This is a genomic window from Caenibius tardaugens NBRC 16725, from assembly GCF_003860345.1.
Classification (GTDB): Bacteria; Pseudomonadota; Alphaproteobacteria; order Sphingomonadales; family Sphingomonadaceae; genus Caenibius; species Caenibius tardaugens.
Genome location: NZ_CP034179.1, coordinates 864,460 through 888,877, shown reverse-complemented (window position 1 = coordinate 888,877; position 24,418 = coordinate 864,460). Strand labels below are relative to the sequence as shown.

At 56.6% G+C, this 24,418-nt stretch carries 16 protein-coding genes and 2 pseudogenes; 14 read left to right on the top strand and 4 right to left on the bottom strand.

From position 1 onward, the window contains the following. Positions 1-79 precede the first annotated feature (79 nt). Positions 80-1,255: a 3-ketosteroid-9-alpha-monooxygenase, oxygenase component gene (locus tag EGO55_RS04130; RefSeq protein WP_021691964.1), complete on the top strand. Its 1,176-nt coding sequence runs from the start codon at positions 80-82 to the stop codon at positions 1,253-1,255. A gap of 11 nt (positions 1,256-1,266) precedes the next feature. Continuing rightward, positions 1,267-1,813 (top strand): annotated as a pseudogene (locus tag EGO55_RS04125) (transposase); the annotation flags it as partial. Positions 1,814-1,988: 175 nt separating this feature from the next. Here EGO55_RS04125 and EGO55_RS04120 read toward each other — a convergent pair. Next, complete coding sequence (locus EGO55_RS04120) at positions 1,989-2,696, bottom strand: IS6 family transposase (RefSeq protein ID WP_124916700.1); 708 nt, start codon at positions 2,694-2,696, stop codon at positions 1,989-1,991. A gap of 52 nt (positions 2,697-2,748) precedes the next feature. Next, a pseudogene (locus EGO55_RS21690) lies at positions 2,749-2,940 on the bottom strand (IS6 family transposase); the annotation flags it as partial. A 640-nt stretch (positions 2,941-3,580) separates the two neighbouring features. On the opposite strand from EGO55_RS21690, the gene EGO55_RS21685 reads away from it, so the two are divergent. The 10 genes from EGO55_RS21685 to EGO55_RS04065 all read left to right on the top strand — a co-directional run bounded on the left by EGO55_RS21685 (position 3,581) and on the right by EGO55_RS04065 (position 17,870). Next, entirely contained in the window at positions 3,581-3,949 is a 369-nt protein-coding gene (locus EGO55_RS21685; protein ID WP_124916699.1) for a transposase, read from the top strand. Between the two features lie 6 nt (positions 3,950-3,955). Next, entirely contained in the window at positions 3,956-4,375 is a 420-nt protein-coding gene (locus EGO55_RS21160; RefSeq protein ID WP_021692020.1) for an IS5 family transposase, read from the top strand. Between the two features lie 254 nt (positions 4,376-4,629). After that, on the top strand, positions 4,630-10,248 hold the full coding sequence (locus EGO55_RS21570; protein WP_346723815.1) for an autotransporter domain-containing protein: 5,619 nt from the start codon (positions 4,630-4,632) through the stop codon (positions 10,246-10,248). 500 nt (positions 10,249-10,748) lie between these two features. Continuing rightward, positions 10,749-11,270 carry a transposase gene (locus EGO55_RS21680; RefSeq protein ID WP_021692026.1) on the top strand — a complete coding sequence of 174 codons (522 nt, stop codon included), beginning with the start codon at positions 10,749-10,751 and terminating at the stop codon, positions 11,268-11,270. Positions 11,271-11,676: 406 nt separating this feature from the next. After that, on the top strand, positions 11,677-12,861 hold the full coding sequence (locus EGO55_RS04090) for a DUF1254 domain-containing protein (RefSeq protein ID WP_161566012.1): 1,185 nt from the start codon (positions 11,677-11,679) through the stop codon (positions 12,859-12,861). A 369-nt stretch (positions 12,862-13,230) separates the two neighbouring features. Continuing rightward, positions 13,231-13,662: a DUF3489 domain-containing protein gene (locus EGO55_RS04085; RefSeq protein ID WP_021692051.1), complete on the top strand. Its 432-nt coding sequence runs from the start codon at positions 13,231-13,233 to the stop codon at positions 13,660-13,662. After that, on the top strand, positions 13,659-14,087 hold the full coding sequence (locus tag EGO55_RS04080) for a DUF2924 domain-containing protein (protein WP_021692052.1): 429 nt from the start codon (positions 13,659-13,661) through the stop codon (positions 14,085-14,087). The genes EGO55_RS04085 and EGO55_RS04080 overlap by 4 nt, the downstream gene beginning before the upstream one ends. Then, positions 14,084-15,745 carry a recombinase family protein gene (locus EGO55_RS04075; protein ID WP_124916697.1) on the top strand — a complete coding sequence of 554 codons (1,662 nt, stop codon included), beginning with the start codon at positions 14,084-14,086 and terminating at the stop codon, positions 15,743-15,745. The genes EGO55_RS04080 and EGO55_RS04075 overlap by 4 nt, the downstream gene beginning before the upstream one ends. A gap of 269 nt (positions 15,746-16,014) precedes the next feature. Next, complete coding sequence (locus EGO55_RS04070) at positions 16,015-16,566, top strand: Ros/MucR family transcriptional regulator (RefSeq protein WP_346723814.1); 552 nt, start codon at positions 16,015-16,017, stop codon at positions 16,564-16,566. 422 nt (positions 16,567-16,988) lie between these two features. After that, positions 16,989-17,870, top strand: a complete 882-nt coding sequence (locus EGO55_RS04065) for a ParB/RepB/Spo0J family partition protein (protein WP_161566011.1) — start codon at positions 16,989-16,991, stop codon at positions 17,868-17,870. On the opposite strand, the gene EGO55_RS04060 is transcribed toward EGO55_RS04065, so the two are convergent. Together EGO55_RS04060 and EGO55_RS04055 are read right to left on the bottom strand one after the other, a co-directional pair. Next, positions 17,795-18,502 (bottom strand): IS6 family transposase, encoded by a 708-nt coding sequence (locus tag EGO55_RS04060; protein WP_021691934.1) that lies wholly within the window; start codon positions 18,500-18,502, stop codon positions 17,795-17,797. The genes EGO55_RS04065 and EGO55_RS04060 overlap by 76 nt on opposite strands. Before the next feature lie 4 nt (positions 18,503-18,506). Further along, positions 18,507-19,229 (bottom strand): IS6 family transposase, encoded by a 723-nt coding sequence (locus tag EGO55_RS04055; protein WP_021691933.1) that lies wholly within the window; start codon positions 19,227-19,229, stop codon positions 18,507-18,509. A 495-nt stretch (positions 19,230-19,724) separates the two neighbouring features. Here EGO55_RS04055 and EGO55_RS04050 point away from each other — a divergent pair, with 495 nt between their 5' ends. Further along, positions 19,725-22,046: an arylsulfatase gene (locus EGO55_RS04050; protein ID WP_021691932.1), complete on the top strand. Its 2,322-nt coding sequence runs from the start codon at positions 19,725-19,727 to the stop codon at positions 22,044-22,046. A gap of 141 nt (positions 22,047-22,187) precedes the next feature. Further along, positions 22,188-24,341: a TonB-dependent receptor gene (locus EGO55_RS04045; RefSeq protein ID WP_040717667.1), complete on the top strand. Its 2,154-nt coding sequence runs from the start codon at positions 22,188-22,190 to the stop codon at positions 24,339-24,341. Positions 24,342-24,418 lie beyond the last annotated feature (77 nt).

Genomic DNA, 24,418 nt, shown 5'->3' with positions numbered 1-24,418 from the left:
CAAAGCGCGCAAAGAGCGAGGCAAGTCAGCGCATGAATGCCGCCGCCAGCCATGCCTCTGTGTGGAAACGACATGCTTTTTGCCCATCGCGGCGCTGTCTGGCGCAGGCCTGTTCCGCCAATCTCCCGACACGGGAATGGAAAGGGAAAAACGGATGACCAGATCGCGGGACTACCGCCTCGGCACACATGATTTTCCGCGTGGCTGGTTCATGGTGGCCGATGCGTCGACGCTCGAATACGGGAAGCCTCAGGCGGTGCGTTTCTTCGGCCGCGAACTTGTTCTCTATCGTGGTGCGGAGAGCGGGAAGCCAATCCTCATCGACGCTTATTGTCCGCACATGGGCACACACCTCGCACGCAACAGCACATCCTATGTCGTGCGCGACGGCAAGCAGATCGAAGGCGACACCATCCGCTGCCCCTATCATGCATGGCGCTTCAACGCGGAAGGGCGCTGCATCGATATCCCCTATGCGCGGGGCGCCAAGATCCCATCCGCCGCACGGATCAAGAGCTGGCGGGTGGTCGAACAATGGGGCGCTGTCTTCGTCTGGCACGATCCAGACGATGAAGGACCGGATTGGGACCTTCCCGTGCTCGCCGCCTGGGACGATCCGGCGTGGGTACGCTGGCGCTTCGACGATTTCGGCGTGCTCGATCGCCACCCGGTCGAGATCATCGACAACATGGCCGACATCGCCCACCAGGAGCCGATCCATGGCCAGACCGTGCGATATTTCGAGCTTGAGATCGACGGGCATCGCGCCATCCACCGCGAGGGAGGCGTCAGCCGAACAAGTCTGACAGCGGACGACACGATACTATGCATCGATGCCGTCTATCATGGCCCCGGCTTGCTCCTGACCGAGATGCTCGGCCGCTATCCCAGCTATTTTCTGATCGCGCACACGCCGGTGGACGACGGATCGATCCGGGTCTGGCACGCGTTGATCGTGAAGTCGCCGCACGAGCGGGCGACCGATGAGGATGTCGCCATGGCGCACGCCTTTCAGGAGCAGAGCCGGCTGGCCTTCTCGCAGGATTTCGAGGTCTGGACGCACAAGAGGCCGGCGCTCACGATTTTACAAATCCTGCATGACGGCCCCTACGACAAGCTGCGAACCTGGTATAGCCAGTTCTACAATTCGCGCCGGCATACGGATCGCGCCAGGGCGGCATATAACGTGCGCGGAATGCCGAGGCCGCCTGATCGTACCAACAGCGAGGAGGACCGGGAACGTAACGACCTATAGCCGCAAAGGGAGGTGTCAGGTACCTGTCGACCGTGCTTGACGACTTCTCGCGCTACATCAATGCCTGGGGGCCGAAGGCGGGCGCAGCCCAACCTGTGCACCAACATGCGGGCCGAGGACGTGACCGACACCCTGGACCTCGCCCTGGCGGCTTCCGGCTGCGACAGCGCCACGGTGCTGCACAAGCCCCGACTGCTCAGCGACAACGGCCCGAGCTACATCGCCAGCGAACTGGCCGAATATATCGAGGCCAACAAGATGACCCATGTCCGCGGTGCTCCGATGCATCCGCAGACCCAGGGCAAGATCGAGCGCTGGCACCAGACCCTGAAAAACCGCATCCTGCTCGAAAACTACTTCCTGCCCGGCGATCTGGACGCCCAGATCGAGGCCTTCATCGACCATTATAATCACCGCCGATACCATGAGAGCCTCGGCAACGTGACGCCCGCTGATGCCTACTTCGGCAGGGCACCGGCCATCATCAAACAGCGCGAAAGGATCAAACGACAGGCCATCGAACATCGGCGCTTGCTGCACCGCAAGCTCGCCGCTTAATATCAAACCCCAGACGAGGCCCGCTCTCCGATAATTTACGTCGCAAAATGCGTCAAATGTTCTGACGACGGACACTGACGGGGGACACAGCGCTCATGAATGAAGTTATAGGTGGTGTCAGTCCGTTGCGAACTGCTCTCCGTTTAGCAAAGTGAGCCCAAACCTGAGTTAAGGTTCATGCCATAAGCGATTGCCACTCGGCGAGAGCTGCCGAGCGGCGAAGTTTGAATGTCTGTCTGTCGACGAGGTGACGTTCCGAGTTGAAGTGGTTGGTGAGTGAAGCGTGGACCGCGGCGAATTTTTGTAGCGATTTCATTTGCCGAAAACGTTGCATGGCGCGTTCTCGTCGCCGGAGGGGTAGATGTGAATTTTCGGCCCGATTGTTGAGATAGTGCCCCATCTCGCGGCGCTCGAGATTACCCAGTCCTTTCATCGCAGCGGGATAAGAACGCAGCCCATCAGTGACGATCTTGTCAGCTTGACCATGACGCTTCAGCGCCTTCTTCATGAAGCGCAAAGCTGCAGATTTGTCCCGTTTCTTGGTCACGTAGCTTTCGAGAACTTCGCCCTCATGATCAACTGCGCGCCACAAATAAACCATCTCGCCGTTCAATCGGACGTACATCTCGTCAAGGTGCCAGCGCCAGTGCCGAAAACCACGCATTCGTTGCACACGCTGGCGGCGGATGTCGGCTGCAAAGAGAGGACCAAATCTATTCCACCAAAGGCGCACGGTCTCATGACAAAGATCGATCCCTCTCTCGAAAAGCAGGTCTTCGACATTCCGCAGCGACAGGGGAAACCGGACGTACATCATCACCACGAGGCGGATCACCTCAGGCGATGAGTGAAAGTACCGGAACGGATTTGGTGTCTTGCTCATCCGCTCAGGTTAACGGCGCGGGGAGGGTGGGGCCATCCTTTTGACACCACCGGCCAAACCGGTTCCACCAGAACCGCACGGTTTCATGACAAAGATCGATACCGCGTTCGAACAGGAGGTCTTCGACATTCCGCAGCGATAGCGGAAACCTCACATACATCATCACCACGAGGCGGATTACCTCGGGTGATGAATTGAACCGTCGGAACGGGCTGGGCGGAAGAGCGCGGGATTTGCGAGGCATTCACTGGAGTTACCATCCCCGCGCGTCCGCTGCCATGTTGCTCTGACAGTACCGTCTGGGGAAATCCCCCCGCTTTGTTCCACCCCGCTCTGGCGGGGTTTTCATATGTGGAGGAGTTGCTGCGGCAACTATGCCCATGGGAGTGGAGTCCCTCGTGTCGCCGCAGCGAGAGGACCGTAGCACAATAGCACGCTAGGAGGAAAGTTGCTTCGACGACCTCCACTGAGGAATCGTGCCCTCGCCGCCGAAGCACACCCTGTTAACCCCGCAATGATCTGAAATAAAGTGGAAAAATGAGAGCCTCCACAGTTGGGCCTCGACGCCGGGATTAGGGGAATTCATGCCCGTGGCTGCGGCAGCGCACGTGAGGGGGCCAGCGCACACTACCGCAACCTACAGCAATGTAAGTTTGAATGGTCGCACTACAATGGATGAATGGATGCCACGACGGAGGCGTGCCCCCTTAGCAGCTCAACGCCGTGACGAGCAAAGATTAATATTTTGAGATTGACTCGCAAGAGGTGTTGAATTTTTATCCTGCCGCCGATCTGGCTAATATAAAAAGCCCCGCCGAAGCGAGGCTGGGAGGCGTGGACGAATTGGTTGACACCGCGCGCGTGGGTTGATTCAAGCTTAGCTTTTGGAGGCAGGCTTGAGCTGGGGTGCTCTGAGCGAACCGGAATGGCGTGTTTTGAGGGGCTTACTCCCAATTTACGCCAAGGACAGAGGGTGTGGCCGACGTCCCGAGCAGAACCGCTCCATCATTAACGGCATACTTTGGCGGCTTCGCTGCGGAACACCTTGGCGTGGTGTTCCGCCTAAATACGGCAATTGGAATACCATCTACCGACGGTTCCGTCGTTGGAGCGAGGCTGGGGTCTGGGAGGCCTTCTCGGTCACGCTGGCCGAGATTATGGTGGAGAGCGGTCACTACAGCATCGACAGCATCACGGTTCGCGTCCACGTTTCGGCAGCGGGCGGAAAGGGGGAATCATCGACGCGCTCTTGACCGCTCTTGCGGGGCGGGTTCACCAGTAAGCTTCCCTGTCTGGCTGTTGCACGAGGGCGACCGGTCTCGTTCCACCTGACAGTTGGCGAAGCAGCGGATTGCAAGGCTTATGACACGCTGATCGCGTTGCCCGAACGGGCTCCAAAGTCGCTCTTGGTAGGCAACGGCTACGATGCCGATGCCATCCGCGCAGACCTCGCGAGCCGTAACATTCAGGCTGTCATTCCGGGGCGTTCAAACCGGCGGGTGAAAATCGACCATGACCGGACGCTCTACAAGCAACGCAACGGCATCGAGCGCTTGTTCGGCCGTTTGAAAATCAATCGTGCCATTGCCACACGCTACGATCAACTCGCCGACAGCTTCATGAGCATGGTTCATATCGCCACCGCCAGATACTGGCTCAAATTCGTCCACGCCGCCTAAGCTAACGGCGCGGGTGGGGCCATCCCTTTGACGCCACCCCGCCTGGTCTTGAATTGAATCGCAGCACTCAAATCAATATATCTAGGTGCTAATGATTTATGATATAAAATTGTATATGTTGCAATTGGCTATTGACGTAATTTTTCATTTCCATGAGGATGTCTGGCGCTTATATTTCGTGCTTTGAGATATATGCAGATAATTTTTGTATAGATTCAATTATTTGGGCCTAAAGTAATTAGGGGGCTATTCCAATGAATCGTAACATGCGTCGGTTTTTGACGGTCGGTGTTTCAGGTATTGCGCTGGGGGCCGTGCCTTTTGCGCCTGCCATCGCGGCCCCGGTTCCGGGGGTTCTCGATACAACCCCCCCCGCGCCCAGTGTTGATCTGGAACTTGAACTGTCAGACATCGCTGGAGGGCCCGTATTCGGGATCGACGATGCGACACCAGTCAACGTGGATACTGTTGCGGAAGGTGAAATCCAGCAGGTCGGCACGGCCACTGCTGTTGGCGGTGTTGCTGATCTTTTGATCACCAACATCGGTGATGTCACGATTCAGGCTGTTGCGACCGATAACGGTGGTGCCGAAGCTTCTGCACAGATGGAAACCGGCGTTGCTCAATCTGCGCAGGCGGCCAATACCGGAGGCGTGGCCACCGTATCATTGGAAAACACCGGTTCTCTCGGTGTCGTTGTCGATGCGGTTGCGGCAGGCACATCTGCTGACGCAGATGCCAGAGTGGATAGTTATGGCATTTATCAGTCTGCCGAAGGTGACGGGGGCGCTTCGGTTTCGCTGACCAATTCGGGTACGGCGGCGATTTCCGTAAGTGCTTCGGCGGAGGCTGTGGATGCGGATCCGGCCAGTGCTTATGCCTATATGGAAACCGGTGTCTACCAATCTGCAGATAATAGCGGAGAAGGGGCAGCTTCAGTTAATCTGGGCAGCACTGGGTCCTTTACATTGTCGACGGTTGCCACGGCAAATTCCGACGAAGGATCGGCTGAAGCTTACGTAGAGTCGGATGGCGGCATCTATCAGGATGCTTATTCCGGCGAAGGGGATGCCACCGTATCACTCGTTAATGGCGCAAGCGGCACGGCCATCGATGCTGAGGCTGTGCTCGATATTAACGCATCGGCCGGGGCCATTGGTAATACCGCTGATGCGGATGCCTATAATAGCTACGCGATCTACCAAAGTGCAACTGCCTACGACCCTGAACATGGGGCGCTGGCCAGCATAACCAATAATGGCGCGATCAATATCAAGGCCACTGCTAATGCGGATGCCGGGGAAGGCAGTGCGGAAGCTTATGCCTATGTATACGAACCGATCTATCAAACAGTGCAAGGATATGATGGGGCCGATGCTACTGCGTCCATTGTCAATAATGGATCGCTGACCCTTTCTGCGGAAGCCATCGCCGCCGGTTCCGGTGCTGCGGATGCGACAGCTTATCTTTATTATGGAATTTCTCAAAGCGCAGAAGCGGATAGCAGCGGTGGCAATGCGTCGGTAACTTTCGAGAATAGCGGTGCCTACGATGTTTCTGTCGATGCGGATGCCGCTGGCACCGACGCTTATGCCTATGCGTACCTGTATACGGCTGTAGAACAGCAGGCGACGGCCGATGCTGGTTCCGCCAGCGTCGCATTGGTCAATGGTTCGAGTGGTGTGGTCAATCTGCTCGCTACGGCCAATGCAACGGGCGCCGAAGCCACGGCATATGCCTATAATTATTACGCAATTTCTCAATCAGCCTCTGCCGACGGCGCCGGCAATATAGCCGATGCCAAGCTCACCAACGACGGTGCGATGGTCATCTCGGGTGAGGCGATTGCCAATGGCGATGATGTTTACGCCAAGGCATATGTCAGCAGCGCCGTATACCAAACGGTTGAAGGTGATGAGGGCGCGGCTGCAAATGCCTTGTTGGACAACAACGGTAGCCTCAGTATTCTGGCCTCGGCAAATGCATTAGGCGCGACTGAAGCAAACGCTTATGCGACCGTTTACAATGTTATTCAGCAAAGCGCTGATAGTGAAGATGGCGGCCTGGCAAGTCTTACAATCGAAAATAGCGGGACAATCGATCTCACCGCTGTTGCCAAGGCGATCACGGATGATGCGGCTGCAACCGGCGCTTATGGTTATGCTTATAACTATCAGGCAATCTCTCAGTCGGCCGATGCATCGGATGGCTCTGCCAAGGTTGTTTTGACCAACAGTTCAACCGGGGTAATCAATATCAAGGCAGTTGCTGATGCCACCGATGCCAACGACGCAACGGCTTATGCTTATGTGGAATCTGCGGTGTCACAACATGCCTATGCTGATTTGGCCAATCGGTCTGCGGATCTCACGATAACCAATGATGGCACTATCTCCATTTTGGCCGATGCTGGTGCTGTGGGTGAAGATGCCTTTGCTTCTGCAACGGTCGATTACGCAATTTATCAATATGCTCAAGGCGATGAAGGGGCCAATGCGAATGTCCTCATCGATAACAACGGCACGCTGAATATCGCTGTCGCTGCCAATGCGATGGGCGGGACCGAAGCAGATGCGTCCGCGTCGGTTTCATCCGGCATTACGCAATACGCATACACCTACGGCGGCGGGGATGCGTCCATTGTCTTCGATAACAGCGGCACAGTGAATGTGACGGTTGTGGCCGACGCGGCGGCTGACGATGCGGAAGCCTCGGCGGTGATGGAAACCGCAATTTATCAGTACGCCCTTGCAGATGAAGGCACCGCGTCTGTCAGCCTGACCAATTCGGGCACTCTCAATTTTGGGGCTGATGCCGGCGCGATCGGTGATAGCGATGCCTCGGCAACTGCCTCGGTATCGCAGGCGATTTCTCAATATGCAGATGGCGCGGATGGCAATGCCCTGACTTTCACAAACACCTCGACGGGCGTTGTGAATATCAATGCAGTTGCCACGGGCACAGCCGATGAGGTGGATGCCTATGCCGGTGCATGGGGCTTGTACCAGAGCAGCCCCCAGCCGGGCGCTGTGTTCACCGTTACCAACGCAGGCAAATTCAACGTCCTTGCAACCGCCGTTGCCAATGGCGCAACCACGGATCAAGCAACCGCGACGGCGTCAGGTATATACATTCGGCCGACCGGTGCGACCGGTGTGGTCAATATCACCAATTCGGGTAGCCTGAACGTGTCTGCCGATGCGACAGCGAAGGTCTATGCGGAAGCCAATGCCTATGGGCTCGACGTGTCCGCTGGTTCGGCCGTTACTGGAACGATAATTAACAGTGGGACAATCAAGGCAGTTGCAAAGGCCAATGCAACAGGCAGTGATCCTGCTGATGGCGGATCGGCAGAGGCGACTGCCGTCTATATCAGCGCTGGTTCGACCAACAGTCTGGCGTTGACCAACTCGGGCGTAATCCAGGCAGATGCCGTAACTGACCCTGAAGGCAACGCGCGAGCAACCGGTGTCGTTCTCTTCGGCGGCGCTGGCGACGATCAGTTTACGCTGACCAATGCTGCGGGTTCCATTATCGCGCGGCAGAGCACGGATCTCGGGGCGACCTACGTCTGGGGCACGGCAATCGATACCGATAATGCAAGCACGCCGGCGCTGATCAACCTCATGGGCGATGGTTCGACCTATTCGGGCGTCTATCCCAATGTCGCGCTGAAGGATCCGCAGTTCGGGTACGTTTACGGCAATATCGAAATCAAGGATGGCGATGCGATTGTCGTATCGAAGGGGGAAACCTGGTTCGATGGCGCGATCAACACCATTACGAACCGGGGCGACAACGAAGAACCACTTCCCGGAGAACTCGAACCCGCCGTTATCGATCTTGGCACGCCGGACGGTTCGTTCACGATCAAGTCCGATGGCCTGTTCTTCATGCTGGATGACCGATACAACTTCGTAACCGCGAAGGATTATGCCGGGCCGTCGAAGGTCAATGTCGATAGCTTCACGATCGAGGGCAAGGGCGTCTTGGCCCTGCATCTGCCGGGAACTTCACCGGCTGCGGTTGTCCTGGGTGACTATCCGCAGGTCTTCGCCAACACGGTCAACCTTGATCCCGATGGCAAAGGCAATGAGGCAATCCTCGAAGTGCGTCAGGCTTCGGCCAATGGCCTCTATTCGAACGCCTACCATTACGAAGATGTCGTGGTATCCCTGACGGGTGAGGAAGGTCTGACCGGCAAGTTCGCCCAGGTCCGTACCCAATCCGTGCTGCTTGGCGCGAAGGACGATTATTCCGACAATGACGGGACGATCGATCTGGATGTCACGCGCATTGGCTTTGGCGATGTGGCGGGCCTGAATATCAACCAGACTGCGGTTGGTGATGGCATCGAAGGCACGTATGCCCCGACACTGACCGGGCCTTATGCCGGGATGCTGTCCTCGCTGTTCACGATTGCGGACCCTGCCGAATACGCGCTCGCGCTCGATCAGCTTTCCGCCGATCTCTACGCCGGTTACCTGCGGTCTTCCACCATGGCGGGCGCCCGCTTCAACGGGCTGATCTATGACATGGCGGAATGCGGCAAGGGCTCGATCACCAACGAGCTGTGCCGTACGGAGAATGGTGGCCCCCGCATCTGGCTGACGGGCAACTATGGCCGGGTGGATACCGATGGCGATGTGGAAGCGAGCGGTTTCACCGCGGAACAATACTACATCGCAGCCGGTGTCGACTTCGCGGTGAGCCCGAACTTCGTGCTCGGCGTGGCTGGTGCCTACCTCGAAAACAACATGGATTTCGATCTGTACGATGGACGGATCGATTCCAGCGGTTGGCAGGGTGGCATTTACGCCAACTACGATGCGGGCAAGTTCTATGTGAAGGGTGCGATCAGCTACTCTGATCTGGACGGCGACTCCAGCCGTACCGTTGGTTTCGGGCAAACCCCGGGCTTCAACGGCGGTAAGCCGTTTGGTGGGGCGATTACGGGTGATCCGGACGTGAATGTCTGGGCAGCCGGTGCCGAAGCGGGTGTGCGTTTCGCATTGAGCGAGAACGCCACGCTCACGCCCTATGCCTCGCTTGACTATGCCCATGCCAAGCTCAAGCGCTTCACCGAAGCGGGCCTGCCGGGTGCGAACCTGACAATTGCTGGCAGCGACGAATTCTTCGCTGGCGAACTGGGGATCGAACTGCAGGCGCAAATGGGCAATATCGCGCCTTACATCCGCGGTGGATGGCAGCATAACTTCGGCAATGACACGGCGCATTTCCATGCCGCGTTTGCCGATGCACCGGCGGGCACGGATTTCCGCGTCATCTCGGAAGACTTCTCATCTGATGCAGGGGTTGTGGAAGTGGGTCTGGCTGCACAGTTCAGCCCGAACTTCAATGCGCACCTCGGCTATCAGGGCCGCTTCTCGAGCGATGTGGAAGAGCATAGCGGCGGTCTGACGCTGAGCTACCTCTTCGGTGGTGCAGAACCGGCAGCCCCGCCGCCTCCTCCCCCGCCGCCGCCGCCTCCGCCGCCGCCTCCCCCGCCGCCGCAGGTGGTGTGCAACAAGGGCCCGTACATCGTGTTCTTCGACTGGGATAAGTCGGATATTACACCCGAAGCGTCGACCATCCTCGACAGTGCGGTAACGGCTTATGGCAACTGCGATGTGGTGCCGATCATGCTGGCCGGTTACACCGACCGTTCGGGTTCAACGCAGTATAACGATGGCCTCTCGGCCCGCCGCAACACCTCGGTGCGTGGTTACCTGACGTCGAAGGGTATTCCGGACGAGCGGATCACCAGCCAGGCGTTCGGTGAAGCCAACCCGCGTGTTCCCACTGCCGACGGCGTGCGCGAACTGCAGAACCGCCGGGTGGAAATCACTTACGGTCCGGGTTCGGGCAAATAAGCCAGACCTGCGGTTTATTTTGAATTGCTCACTTACAAATATTCATATAACTATTTGATATTAATAATTTAGAATTTTACTTGCATAATTGAGTGCGATATATATATTTAAATGGCGGACAGAATCGCTCCCTCAAGTGAGTCGGTCCATTAGGCGGCGCTGCATTGGCGCCGCCTTTTTTATGATGGGCACGGGAAGTATCAGTTGGTTGTGACCTGCTCTCCATTTGGCACAGTCGGCCTGAAATAGAGTTTAAGCTCATGTCGAAAGCGAGCGCCACTTGGTGAGGGTAGCCGAGCGGCGAAGGTTGAATGTTTGCCTGTCGGCGAGGTGGCGTTCCGAGTAGAGGTGGTTGTGAAGGGAAGCTTGGATCGTGGCCAATTTCTGTAGCGATTTCATCAGGCGAAATCGTTGCATAGCACGTTCAATTCACAGGAAGGGTGAATAGCCCCTAGATTTCTGGACGCCTTCTATCCTAATTTTGAGGACAGGAGACGACGATGGGGAAGCCCAATTTCAGCGATGAGTTCAAGCGTGATGCGGTGGCGCAGATCACCGAGCGAGGGTATCCGGTAGCAGAGGTTTCCGTGCGGCTCGGCGTTAGTCAGCATTCTCTGTATGCTTGGAAGCGGCAACTGGCGAAGGTGGTATCCGGCGATGCCAGCAAGGATGCCGAGATCCGCCAGTTGAAGCGGGAGTTGGCCCGGGTATTGATCCATTCGGATCAGGGCTCACAGTTTACAAGCATGGACTGGGCGGCCTTCATCCGAGCTCACAATCTTGAGCATTCGATGAGCCGACGCGGCAACTGCCATGACAACGCGGTGGCGGAGAGCTTCTTCTCCTCGCTCAAGCGTGAGCGCATCCGGCGCCGTACCTACAAAACACGCGAGCAAGCCCGGCAGGACGTGTTCGATTACATCGAGATGTTCTACAACCCGGTACGCAAGTTGGTCAGGAACGGTATGCTGTCACCCGCCCAGTTCGAACGGCGACAGATTTTGAAAGCAGAAAGCGTCTAGAAACTAGGGGCTATTCACAGAGATCATCGGCAAGCTGCGTGAAGCGGAGATTGTGTTCCTGTTGATGCCTCAGTCAGAGTGCTTGCGTTGACATTGGCCTCTATCTGAACTTGGGTGCAAATATATTGAGGCGTACTTCGTTTGCTCAGGAATTCGAGGAGCGAAATTGCGGCAAAGCTTGGGGGAGGGGCAGTTGAAGAAATCGAGATTGGCATTGTTTTCTGCACTCGGGGCGACCTTGCTGTTGAGCGGGGTGCCGGCGGTGGCGCAAAGCGCAGCGCGCCCGAATCCGTCGGAAATCACGGCCCAGAGGGATGAGGCGCTCGCTTATGCAGCCGGGTTGCAAGGCTATATCTACGGCTATCCTGCGCTCGACTACATGCGGATGATGCGGGAACAGACGACTATGGGGCTCGATCCCAAAGGTGTCTACGCGCCGTTTAACGCATTCTACTTTGAGGACAAGCTCGCCGAGCCGGGCGGGATGTTCGCCGGCAGGGGACCGAATACCAGCACGATCTACTTTTCCGGCTGGCTGGATCTTTCGAACGGGCCGGTAACCCTGGATGCGCCGGATACGCAGGGGCGATATTACGCTCTGACTTTCGCGGACCTCTATTCCGAAGTTCAGCACACTGGTCGAAGGACTACCGGCACGAAGGCGCAGAAAATCCTCGTCACGGGCCCTAATTGGGCGGGTGACGTGCCGTCAGGTGTTCGCGTCATACGCCTCAATACGCATTGGGGCTATTTTCTCGGGCGGGTTTTCGTGGATGGTCCGAAGGATCTCCCGCGCGCGAAAGCTTTGATGCGCCAGTTCCGCATCGAGGGAGCCGTGACAGATCCCACGACGCTTGACCTGCCTTTGCAGGCGGACCTTGCAGCGATCTCAGCGTTCAAGTTCATCAATGCGTTTCTTCGCAACAACCCCCGGCTTCCTGGTGAGGAAGCACTGATGGCGCAATTCAATCAGGCGGGTTTCGGGCCGAAAGCGGTGTTCGATCCTTCTCAGCTATCGGAGGGGGCCCGGCGCGGGCTGGAGCGCGCAGTTGCGGATGGTCACGCGATCCTTGTCCGCGCGGCGCTGGCCCGGCCGATGTACAAGAGCTGGAGTCCTCTGCTGAACCCCCAGGCACAGGGGCCTTTTGGTTTCAACTATCTCAACCGCGCAGTGGTGGAAGCCAACGGCATTTTGGGAAATGCTGCGGCTGAGTCCGTTTATCCATCGACTCTCACTGATGTGAATGGCGATCCATTGGTCGGGACCCGGCGTTATCGGCTCGTGTTCAAGGCAGGTCAGTTGCCTCCGAACGACGCATTTTGGGCGCTCAATGCATACGATCTGCGGACAGTGGATCTCATTCCTAACCCACTACGGCGTTATATGGTTAGCGATCGGATGTCGGATCTCAAATATAGGGCAGACGGTGCGATGGAAATCCGCATTCAGCGTGAGGCGCCTGCCGAACGGGATGTGAACTGGCTACCGATCAATGACGGGCCAGTGTTTCTGACATTTCGTATTTATCAGCCAGGCGAGGATGTGCTGAACGGCAGGTATGTGCTGCCCGGCGTCGAGCCGTTGCCATGAGCGGGACCATGGGACACAATTCGGAACGGAGATAATTCGAACCATCGGTATGGAGTCAGGTATTTGTACAATTCATCGTTTCTGAAACACCAGAGGTTGATGAACTTTATTGCGGGAATTTGCATGAATAGGCCACGATTGGGCAACTCGCAGGCTTGTTGTGAAGGTTGAGCCGCTTGGGGTTGGTGCCCGAACTTGCAATCAGTGACTCTCCCGCACAAACCATTCGACTTGGTGTTGAAAGTGAGCATGGTGGTGTTCACGGATCGCGGTGATTGTAACGGCGGTTCGTGACCCTGACCGGCTCGGACTGGCGGGGCTGCAGGTGGTGGGAGCAGCATAAGGCGGCTTCCTTGATGGAGACCACCTGTGACAAGACTGCAGAAAGACAAGAACCCTACCGTCAGGGATCAAGCTGAACCGGCCAGCGGTCAGAAACGCCGTGTGCGACGCATGGCCCGCACGCCTGCGGACATGAAAGAGGTGGCGACCCCGTCAGCCCGCAGGCAGGGTGATAAGGCGCACCAGACAGTTCCATCTGTCCTGCCCAAAGTATCAGCGTCGCCCCCGGATGCAGGGATGCCAGCGCCTTCAACACCCAAGCCAGCGACCAAACTGACACTGATCCTGACGCTGCTTGAATCAGAGCAAGGCGCGACATCGGCGCAATTGATGACGGCTACCGGCTGGCAACCCCACACAATCCGCGCTGCGCTCACTGGCCTGCGCAAGCGAGGCCATGTCATTGTGCGCGGTAAAACCGGCCCCGACACCTGCTATCGCCTGGAGAAGTCGGCGTGACGGGGAAGGGGAAGGCCGCGCCGTACGATGTAGCCTTGCTGGAAGACCTGTCCTTCGGGGAGTTGAAAGCGGCATGGGGCAGACACACAGGAAAACCGTTGCCGCGTGTCAGTGCCGGTCTGCTGCGTCTGGCGCTCGCATGGGAGCTGCAGGCAAGTGTCTCAGGAGGCATCTCTCGCGCAACCAGGCAACGCCTTGATCAGCTTGCTATGGACAAGACAACCACACGGCCGGCGCGGCCTGGCATGCGTCTTGTTCGTGAATGGAATGGAACGGTTCATCAGGTCACGATAGGTGAGGATGGCGTCATTTCATGGCAGGGGAAGGAATGGCGTTCCCTAAGTGAAGTGGCCAGGGCGATTACGGGCACGCGCTGGTCAGGCCCAGCCTTCTTTGGCCTCAAGCAAAAGAAGGTCGCAGCATGAAAGCGGTGCGTTGTGCGATCTATACCCGCAAATCGAGCGAGGAGGGACTGGAACAGGGGTTCAACTCGCTTGATGCCCAGCGTGAAGCCTGCGCCGCATATATTCTCAGCCAGGTCAGCGAAGGCTGGCAACTGATACCGGAGGACTATGATGATGGTGGCCTGTCGGGTGGAACGCTGGAGCGGCCCGCCTTGCAGCGGCTGCTGGCCCATATTGCGGCAGGACGGATCGATATCATCGTGGTCTACAAGGTCGACCGGTTGACGCGCTCCCTGCTCGACTTTGCCAAGCTGGTCGAAGCCTTCGATGCCGCGGGCACGAGCTTTGTGTCTGTTACCCAGTCCTTCAACACCACCACCAGTATGGGACGGCTGACGCTCAACATGCTGTTGTCCTTTGCCCAGTTCGAGCGGGAAGTGACCGCCGAACGTATCCGGGACAAGATAGCAGCCTCGAAGGCACGGGGCATGTGGATGGGCGGGATCCCGCCGCTAGGTTACCGGCCAGATGGACGCAGCCTTGCCATTGAGGAAGACCATGCTGCACTGGTGCGCGATATCTTCGCCCGCTATCTGAAGCTCACCAATGTGCGGCTGGTTGCCGATACACTCGCACGAGACAGGCTTCACACCCCGCAAAGGGTCACGGGGAAGGGACGTCGCTATGGGGGATGTGCGTTTACCCGGGGACAGCTCTACGCAATCCTGCGCAATCCCATCTATGCTGGGGATATCGCGCACAAAGGCACGCGCTATCCCGGTAATCATCCCGCGATTATCGAGAGGGAGACATGGGAAAAGGTGCAGCAGCAGCTTTCTGATAATGTGAGAGGTGTGCGCCAGAACCGACAGGCGCGTGCCAGCCTGCTGGCGGGCCTGCTCTTCGATGAGACAGGCACGCCCCTGATCGCGGTGCACACAAACAAAGGCCGGCAGCGTTATCGCTATTATGCGCAACGAGCGCCCAACGGCGCGGATCATGCGCAATCCCCCACTTCGATCCGCTTACCCGCAAGGGAAATCGAACAGGTGGTCATAAGAGAACTCACCAGCCTGATCGATGATCCGGCTACACTTATGGAACGGTGCTGCTTGCCTGTGACCCCAGATGTCTATGCCCGTATCGCAGGCCACAGCATGATGCGGCAAAAGCAGATGCTGGAATGGGGCAATGCGCAGATGCGGGCCCTCGTTACACGGATTGTCGTACACCCCGATCACATCGCCATCGAAATCAGGGCCGCAGCGCTGGCAGATCTGTTCGGGATAGATGGCAGTGCGTTAATGCATACTATCAGGCACAACGTGCCAGCTCGGCTACGCAGAACCGGAATGGTGGTGCGTCTTGTACAGGATGACGGCATGACGGCATCATCGTCATTGCCCGATCCCGTATTGATCCGCCTTCTGGTTAAGGCACAGCGCTGGTGGAAGGAACTGTGCAGCGGTACTTGCGATATTGCCGCCCTTGCCAGACGCGAACAGCTTAGCCCCTCCTATATCACGCGGGTGGTGCGCCTTGCATTTCTTGCCCCCGGTATTGTCGATGCCATTACAGAGGGGAGATTGCGCGCAGGTGTCGATAGCAAGGCACTGCTGGCGACAGGTGCTGTTCCATCAGACTGGCGGGAGCAGGAAGCAAAATATCTGCCGGGGTAAACATTGGCAGGCGAGGTGGAAGCGGAGCGTGCCGATGATTAGTCGGATCAGGCATCGAGATATCGCGATCCGTCGCGAAACAGGTCCGCACGAGCTCGGGGACTTGCGGGATAAACTTCCTGCTCTTATGGCACCATTCCAATGAAATGAGCAGCGCGCACGAAGATTTGCGCGCGTATTTTCCATACGGGACAAGAGGATCGCAATCACGGCCATCTGATGGCCAATGCGATCATTTGTTATGAAAGGTGATTTCGATGACACAGAGCATGCATGATCGGGAAGAGCTGATCACGCTGACGTCCGATATTGTTGCAGCACATGTGAGCAATAATGATGTTCCCATCGATCAGGTATCTGCGTTGATCACGCGCGTGTTCGATGCGCTGTCCGGTCTGGGGGCAGAGCCGGTTGTACAGCAAGTGCCGCTGGAGCCTGCTGTGTCGATCCGCGCATCCATCAGGCCTGATCATGTGGCTTGCCTTGAATGCGGCAGGAAGATGAAGATGCTTAAACGCCATCTTGGAGCGGAGCACGGGCTCACATCGGAGGAATACCGGGCGCGTTGGGGCTTGCCCGCAGATCATGCGCTGGTTGCGCCCAACTATGCTGCACAACGTGGGGCTATTGCGAAACAGAATGGTCTGGGGCGGATACCAACCGGACGGGGCAACGATGCAACAGGCCGCAAAGCCGGGCGCACGTCTGCTGCGAAAAACAACAGCAGCGCAGGTGCTGTTAAGCCAGCTCAGCCGCAAACCTCCAAGCGTCGTAAGCTTATCCAGAAATTGAACAAAGATGCTGAATTGAAGGAGGGCTGATCGCGGTTAGAACGGGGTGCAATTTACCACTAAGCAGCAAACCGATCGCCAAGGAAGTTGTGTATTTTAAGAAGTGGAATGGCAGCTGCGTTGGACGATCCGGAAAGACCGCTTTCAGGTCGCCGTAGCGGATAAACAGACATTCTTCGCAGGCACTGGATTCAGGCTTCGCCCCGTCCCAGCTATTCTGCGACCAAATCTAGCCTGCTAGAGGAGGCCGTTGGCTGAGCCGCTTATACCCCTCGAAAATAGCTCCAATCCGGGTAGCCTTTAGGCGGAACTGCGGACCAACTGCCGCCTGGTTGCCTCTGGCGATTGATACGTGATCGACCTACCGGCAAACTCTTGCTATCGACGCGCATCGAACGCACGTGAATAGGGGGAACTGCGGATGATCAACCTAGCAGCCAGAGGGTATTCCGGTGAGTGAGGACTTGGGTCTAACGCCGATTCCACATCCTACACTACGGCAGGTGCCGCCAAGTTCATTGAAGCCGAATCCGCATAATCCGCGGTATCTTTTCGATGAGCTACCACTTCAGACACTCGCGGACTCTATCCGTCGGGTTGGTGTGCTCGTTCCCTTGACAGTGTTTCGAGCAAAAGGCTCGTCGCATTTCACGATCCTCGATGGTCAACGCCGTTGGATTTGTGCTCAACGCCTCAAGCTTGATCTGATCCCGATTAACGAGGTCGCCGAGCCAACGTTGGCTGAGAACATCGTCACGATGTTCCAAATTCATAAGCTCCGTAAGGACTGGGATTTGATGCCTACCGCGCTCAAACTCGAAGTGCTGATGGAGGAGCTGCAGGAACGCAGTGATAACGCGTTGTCTGAACTGACCGGATTGGATGCAGCCGTAGTTACGCGATGTAAGAAACTTCTATGGTACGACAGAAATTATCAAGAGATGATGCTTTACGCCGATCCTGAGGACCGTATAAAGGCTGATTTTTTTATTGAGCTCTATCCAATTCTTACCGACAGATTGGTTTCGAAGGCTGATTGGTTCGATTTAGACAAGATGATAGGAGCATTTTTGAATAAATATCAAAATAGGCTGTCTGGATTCAAATCTATAACTGACTTTCGGAAGATTAAGCAGCACATTTCAGTCGCGCGAGCCTCCGGGCATGATGATGAGATTTTGATGCTTCTCAGGGGTGCTGTCAGTCCCTTGCGAACTGCTCTCCGTTTCGCAAAGTGGGCCCAGGCCCGAGCAGAGACTCATCCCATAAGCGATTGCCACTCTGCCATGGCGGCCGAGCGGCGAAGTTTGAATGTCTGTCTGTCGACGAGGTGACGTTCCGAGTTGAAATGGTTGGTGAGAGAGGCGTGGACCGCGGCGAATTTTTGTAGTGATTTCATCTGTCGAAATCGCTGCATGGCACGTTCTCTTCGCCGGAAGGGCAAGTGTGAATTTTCAGCGCGATTGTTGAGATAGCGCCCGATCTCGCGGCGCTCGAGATTACCTAGATCCTTCATCGCAGCAGGATAGGAACGCAGCCCATCGGTGACGATCTTGTCAGCTTGCCCATGACGCTTCAGCGCCTTCTTCATGAAGCGGAAAGCTGCAGATTTGTCCCGTTTCTTCGTGACGTAGCTTTCGAGAACTTCGCCCTCGTGATCAACGGCGCGCCATAAATAAACCATCTCGCCATTCAATCGGACGTACATCTCGTCAAGGTGCCATCGCCAGTGCCGGAACCCACGCATTCGTTGCACACGCTGGCGGCGAATGTCCGCAGCGAACAGCGGGCCAAAGCGGTTCCACCACAGCCGCACGGTCTCATGGCAAAGATCGATCCCTCTCTCGGAAAGCAGGTCCTCGACATTGCGCAGCGACAACGGAAACCTGACGTACATCATCACCACGAGGCGGATCACCTCAGGCGATGAGTGAAAATATTTGAACGGATTGCGCGTCTTGCTCATCCATTCAGAGTAACGGAGTGGGAAGGGTGGGGCCATCCTTTTGACACCACCCGGCCGAGCGGCGAAGCTTGAATGTCTGTCTGTCGACGAGGTGACGTTCGGAGTTGAAATGGTTGGTGAGAGAAGCGTGAACGGAGGCGAATTTCTGTAGCGATTTTATCTTCCGAAAGCGTTGCATGGCACGTTCTCGTCGCCGGAATGGTAGATGTGAATTTTCAGCGCGATTGTTTAGATAGCGCCCCATCTCACGACGCTCGACATTGCCCAGATCCTTCATCGCAGCAGGATAGGAGCGAAGGCCGTCGGTGACGATCTTGTCAGCCTGGCCGTGACGCTTCAGTGCTTTCTTCATGAAGCGTAAAGCGGCAGATTTGTCGCGTTTCTTCGTGACGTAGCTTTCGAGAACTTCGCCCTCATGATCAACTGCCCGCCACAAATAAACCATCTCGCCGTTCAGTCGGACATACATCTCGTCCAAATGCCAGCGCCAGTGCCGAAAACCACGCATTCGTTGCACACGCTGGCGGCGAATGTCCGCAGCGAACAACGGCCCGAAACGATTCCACCACAGCCGTACCGTCTCATGGCAAAGATCGATTCCCCTCTCGAAAAGCAGGTCTTCGACATTCCGCAGCGACAGGGGAAACCTGACGTACATCATCACTACGAGGCGGATCACCTCAGGCGATGAGTGAAAATATTTGAACGGATTTGGCGTCTTGCTCATCCGCTCAGGTTAACGGCAAGGGGAGGGTGGGGCCATCCTTTTGACACCACCGTTTTACACTAACAAATAACACGGACCACTCGGTGGGGGCCGGTCAAGGGTGGGGCCATCCTTTTGACACCACCACGAAACCTAGTGACGCAGGTGCGCTAGCAAATTGTTGTTGACAACACATATTGTCGTTGACAATATATTTTGTCGATCGCTAACGTATGTGCTCAATGGGGCTGGTGGATAGTGGATGGTGGCATTCAGGGGGCCTCAGGCTAATGGCCCGCCTTGAAATTTTTTGTTTGGCGTTGATGGCGCAGCGTCGACCGGTCCCTTTTTGCGGGTGCAAGCTCGCTATCGGTTAATGGAGTATAGCATAAGAGCCGGAGTCGGTCTGCCTCGTTACTTATTTGTTGCGGGTCAGACTCACAATATTTTTTATTATGCCTTGCGGAATTGAAATTCGAAAGTTGTCTGCGAAGAAATTATAAAGGAAGAGGATGTATGGCTCACGGATATGGCGCGGTAACCAGGTCGCTGGCCATGGCAGCCCTTGCGGTCGCGAACATCCATTTGCTTGCATTTCCGGTCATGGCGCGGGAGCCGGCGTTCACTGGTCGGATTGGCAAGACTTACGACGAGTCGGTCCCGGCATGGCCAGCCGAGAGGAACGCTCCCGCGGGTTCTCCCAATGTATTGATATGGATGATTGATGACCTCGGATTTGGTCAGCTCGGCAGTTATGGTGGACTGATCGACACGCCCAATCTCGACCAGCTGGCCCGTCAGGGGCTGCGCTATTCCAATTACCATACCACGCCTATCTGTTCGGCGAGCCGCGCCGCCTTCCTTACTGGCCGCAATCCGCATCGCATTCATTCCGGCGGCCATGTGGCGCTTGCCACAGGTTTCCCGGGTTACGATGCACGCATACCGCGCGCGGCTGGAACGATCGCCGATAATCTGCGGTCTGCGGGTTATATCACTTATGCGCTCGGCAAATGGGATCATCTGCCTTCGGAAGACGCGTCGGCGGCGGGGCCTTTCACCTATTGGCCGAGCGGGCAGGGATTTGATCGTTTTTACGGCTTCCTGTGGCCGGACACCAATAATTTTGCACCGGTGCTATGGTCGGATCATCAGCCAGCGCCATTGACGCATGATCCCGAATATCATTTGACCGCCGATCTGGCCGAGCATGCAATCAATTGGATCAATGCGCGCGATGCCGCCGCCCATAAGCGGCCTTTCTTGCTGTATTGGGCGACGGGCGCGACACATGCGCCACACCATGCCCCTGAAGCCTATCTGAAGCGATATCGCGGACGCTTCGATATGGGTTGGGACAAGGCGCGTGAGGAGGTTTTGCGCCGCCAGAAGGCGCTCGGGATCGTACCGCAGGGCACGACCCTGCCGCCTCGCCCCGAAAGCATGCCTGCGTGGAATAGCCTGAGCGCCGATCAGAAACGCAGCTATGCGAGAGCGATGGAGGCCTTCGCTGCTCAACTTAGTCATGCCGACGCGGAATTTGGACGAATCCTTGCGGCGCTGAAGGAGCGCGGAGAGTTCGACAATACGCTTATCGTGGTCACTGCGGATAACGGCGCCAGCGCCGAGGGCGGATTGGACGGACTGTACGACGAGCATTTTTTGATGAGCAGCCGCAAACCGACGTTGTCTGAGAATCTTAAATATTATGAAGCCTGGGGCGGCCCGCAAACCTATCCGCATTACCCAATGGGGTGGGCCGTCGCCGGCAATACACCCTTTCGCTATTATAAGCAGACGGCGTATGAGGGCGGAACGCGCGTACCGCTGATCGTGTCATGGCCGAAAGGCATCGCGGCAAAGGGCGAGATTCGAACGCAATACCACCACGTCACCGATCTCACGCCGACTATTCTCGACAGTGTCAAGGTCGCTCCGGCGGCCATCGTGCATGGCGAGAAGCAGATGTCGTTCGATGGCGCGAGCATGGTCTACAGCTTTGGCGATGCGCGGGCGCCCACCAATAAACAGTCGCAATATTATGAGATGTTCGGCAATCGCGCGGTCTGGGCGCAGGGCTGGAAGGCAGTCATTCCTTATAGCCTCAAAACGTGGAACTTCCTGAACTCATCGCCCATCACCGATAAGGGCTGGGAACTTTATCACGTCGATCAGGACATCAACGAGCAGAAGAATTTGGCAGCGGCTGAGCCCGCGCGGTTGAAGTCGATGCTGACGCTATTCGATCAGCTGGCTCGTGCGAACAACGTCTATCCTTTGACCAACATAAGCCAGGCAGCACAGGCGAAAGCGGCGCTATCCACAAGCGATCGGGTCTGGACCTATAAGGGCGCTGTGCCGCGTATCCCGATGGCGTTGGCCCCACCGGTTAATGGGCCGGCATTTAGCCTGACCGCGAATCTCGAGCTTCCGACACGTGCCAATGGCGTCGTCATGGCGGTTGGTGGCGATCAGGGCGGCATGTCCTTCTACCTGCTGGACGGTAGACCGATATTCGCCATCGCCAATATCAATTCTACCGTGAAGCGCATCGCGGCCAAGGCGTCTTTGCCCGCCGGTTCGGTTCAATTGACCCTCAAATTTGAACGAGCGTCGGAAGGGGCTCGCATACGCATCGACGCTAACGGCAGTGAGATCGCGTCGGGTGATATTGCGGGTCCGCTACCGGTCAGCTTTTTCTCTTCTAGCGAAACGATGGATATCGGCTCCGATAGCGACAGTATTGTTTCACCCGATTATGATGGGCCCAATCCATTGTCTGGCAAGATCCGCCAGATTACGATCGCCTCAACACCTATCGAGGAGCCGGCGCTGTAGGCGGGCATTAGTGTCTATGCCATAACTATTTGGAAATTGGTGGATTGATCGAGGTGATCAGCTTCGGTCGATCCTCCATCATAGGCAGCGTATCATTAAGTCGTTTTCAGCATTCATGTATCTGAATTGAAGGGGGATAAAATGGGTAAGATACGTCTATCTTTGTTGGCTGTTACTTGCAGCGCGATTGCCGTTCAATCTGCATACGCGCAAGAGGTCGCCGCGTATGCTGGCGGGGTCGAGGAAATTGTCGTTACTGCGCAGAAGCGGGCTGAATCGCTTCAGGACACGCCGATTTCCATGGCAGCCCTGACGTCGGCCGCCTTGGAAGCCAAAGGCATCAATGATATCACGGACTTGCGTTCGGTGGTGCCCAGCCTGCAGGTCACTCCCCATCCAGGCAGCGCGACAACCGCTCGCGTGTTCATACGCGGCGTTGGCAATAATGACGATCAGATCACGCAGGATCCATCAGTCGCGATCTATCTCGACGGCGTTTACATCGCGCGAAGCCAGGGTTTGTCGATGGAAGTCGCCGAGCTTGAGCGCATCGAGGTCCTGCGCGGTCCGCAAGGCTCGCTCTACGGTCGCAATGCAACGGGCGGCGCCATCAACTATATCACGCGCGCGCCGGATCTGGGCAGGTTCGGGGTCAAACAGTCGCTCACTTACGGCAATTATGACCAGTTCCGCGCGCGCACCCGGGTAAATATTCCGGTTGGCGACACGCTCGCGATCGAACTCGGCTATCTGCACGCGCAGAAGGACGGATTTGTCAAAAACCCGGGCACCGGCATCAAGCGCTGGGGCGATCAACGACGCAGCGCCTATCGCGCCGCCGTCCGGTGGGCGCCCACCGACGCGATCGATCTGCGCTACACCTATGACCGATCCGACATGAACGATACGCCAAGCTATATCGTTCAGTCGCCTTTCTATCCGGCAATGGCCGAGCGCCCGATCGCCGGTTCGCCGTTTGTGAACAACCTGAGGCGCAACGATGTGGTTGCGCAGGGCCATAATCTGACCGCCAGCTGGGATGTGACCGACGGTCTGACGCTCAAATCGATCACAGGGTACCGCGAACTCGAAAATGTCCTGAATCAGGATTATCTCACCGGCGCGAATGGGCCGTTTCCATTGCTCGCGGTCGATTTCGACCAGAAACAGAAGCAATGGACTCAGGAAGTTCAGGCCGTCGGTAAGGCGATGGATGGGCGGCTGGAATATGTGTTTGGTGCATATTATTTCGACGAAAGCGCGAGCAGCTTCGATCTGACGCGTCTTGTGAGCCGGCCTCGTCTGAATCGGACCGTGACGATCGATAACAAGGCCTATGCCGTTTATGGTCAGATGACGTTCCGTCCGGCGTTTCTCGACGGTCTGTATGTGACGCCCAGCCTGCGCTGGTCGCGTGACGAACGTCGCGCCACGCTGCAGCAGACCTTCGTACCGGCCATAGGCGTGCCGACCGTCGGGCCGACGGGGACGGGCGACAGAAGTTTCTCGAACGTCAGCCCCGGCCTCATTGTTGGCTATGACGTGACCGATGACGTCAATGTCTACGCCAAATGGGCGCGCGGCTATAAGTCCGGTGGCTATAGCGTCCGCGCAAGTTCGATCGCGCGGTTCGAGCAAGGGTTTGATCCCGAGACGCTCGACTCATTCGAATTGGGTCTGAAGTCCAGTTGGCTCGATAACCGGTTGCGCCTCAATATCGCCGGGTTTGTCAGCAAGTATAAGGGTATTCAGGTAAACTTGCAGACCGATCCTGTAAACCCTGGCATCACCGACACGTTCAATGCAGGCAAGGCGACGATCAAGGGGATTGAGCTCGACATCACCGCGCGCCCGGTGCGTAGCCTGACGTTCGGCGTCAATTATGCTTATCTCGATGCGGGATATGACAGGATCGTCGATCCCATAACGGGAAACAATATCGCAGATCGCTTTTCCTTTGTGGAGGCACCCCGTCATACGCTGACGACGAACTTGCAATATGAGTTTCCGGAAACGCCAATCGGCTCGCTGACCGCATATGTCGACTATTTCATGCAGAGCAAAAAGTTCACTTCGACAAGCGACGCTCGGTATATCATTGGCCACTACGGCTTGCTCAATGCACGGCTGACGCTATCCGATATCCCCATCGGTTTCGGATCATGGCGACTGTCGGCTTTTGGCAAGAACCTCACCGACAAGAAATATTACACCGCTCATTTCAATGGTGTTCTGCCGGCTGTCTTTTTTGGCGATCCGCGAACCTATGGTCTTGAACTCACATTCGAATATTGAATGAGAATCATAGGACCGAGTCGACTGAGTTCATTCGTTACCAAAGTGCCTGGAAATATTTCCAGGCACAACAGGCG

Bases quoted from the DNA above. Each gene is read 5' to 3' on its own strand.
- EGO55_RS21680 (WP_021692026.1), top strand. From the start codon at position 10,749: ATGGGGAAGCCCAATTTCAGCGATGAGTTCAAGCGTGATGCGGTGGCG.
- EGO55_RS04090 (WP_161566012.1), top strand. From the start codon at position 11,677: ATGGGGCTCGATCCCAAAGGTGTCTACGCGCCGTTTAACGCATTCTAC.
- EGO55_RS04075 (WP_124916697.1), top strand. From the start codon at position 14,084: ATGAAAGCGGTGCGTTGTGCGATCTATACCCGCAAATCGAGCGAGGAG.
- EGO55_RS04120 (WP_124916700.1), bottom strand. From the start codon at position 2,696: ATGAGCAAGACACCAAATCCGTTCCGGTACTTTCACTCATCGCCTGAG.
- EGO55_RS21570 (WP_346723815.1), top strand. From the start codon at position 4,630: ATGAATCGTAACATGCGTCGGTTTTTGACGGTCGGTGTTTCAGGTATT.
- EGO55_RS04050 (WP_021691932.1), top strand. From the start codon at position 19,725: ATGGCTCACGGATATGGCGCGGTAACCAGGTCGCTGGCCATGGCAGCC.
- EGO55_RS04070 (WP_346723814.1), top strand. From the start codon at position 16,015: ATGCATGATCGGGAAGAGCTGATCACGCTGACGTCCGATATTGTTGCA.
- EGO55_RS04045 (WP_040717667.1), top strand. From the start codon at position 22,188: ATGGGTAAGATACGTCTATCTTTGTTGGCTGTTACTTGCAGCGCGATT.
- EGO55_RS04055 (WP_021691933.1), bottom strand. From the start codon at position 19,229: ATGAGCAAGACGCCAAATCCGTTCAAATATTTTCACTCATCGCCTGAG.
- EGO55_RS04060 (WP_021691934.1), bottom strand. From the start codon at position 18,502: ATGAGCAAGACGCGCAATCCGTTCAAATATTTTCACTCATCGCCTGAG.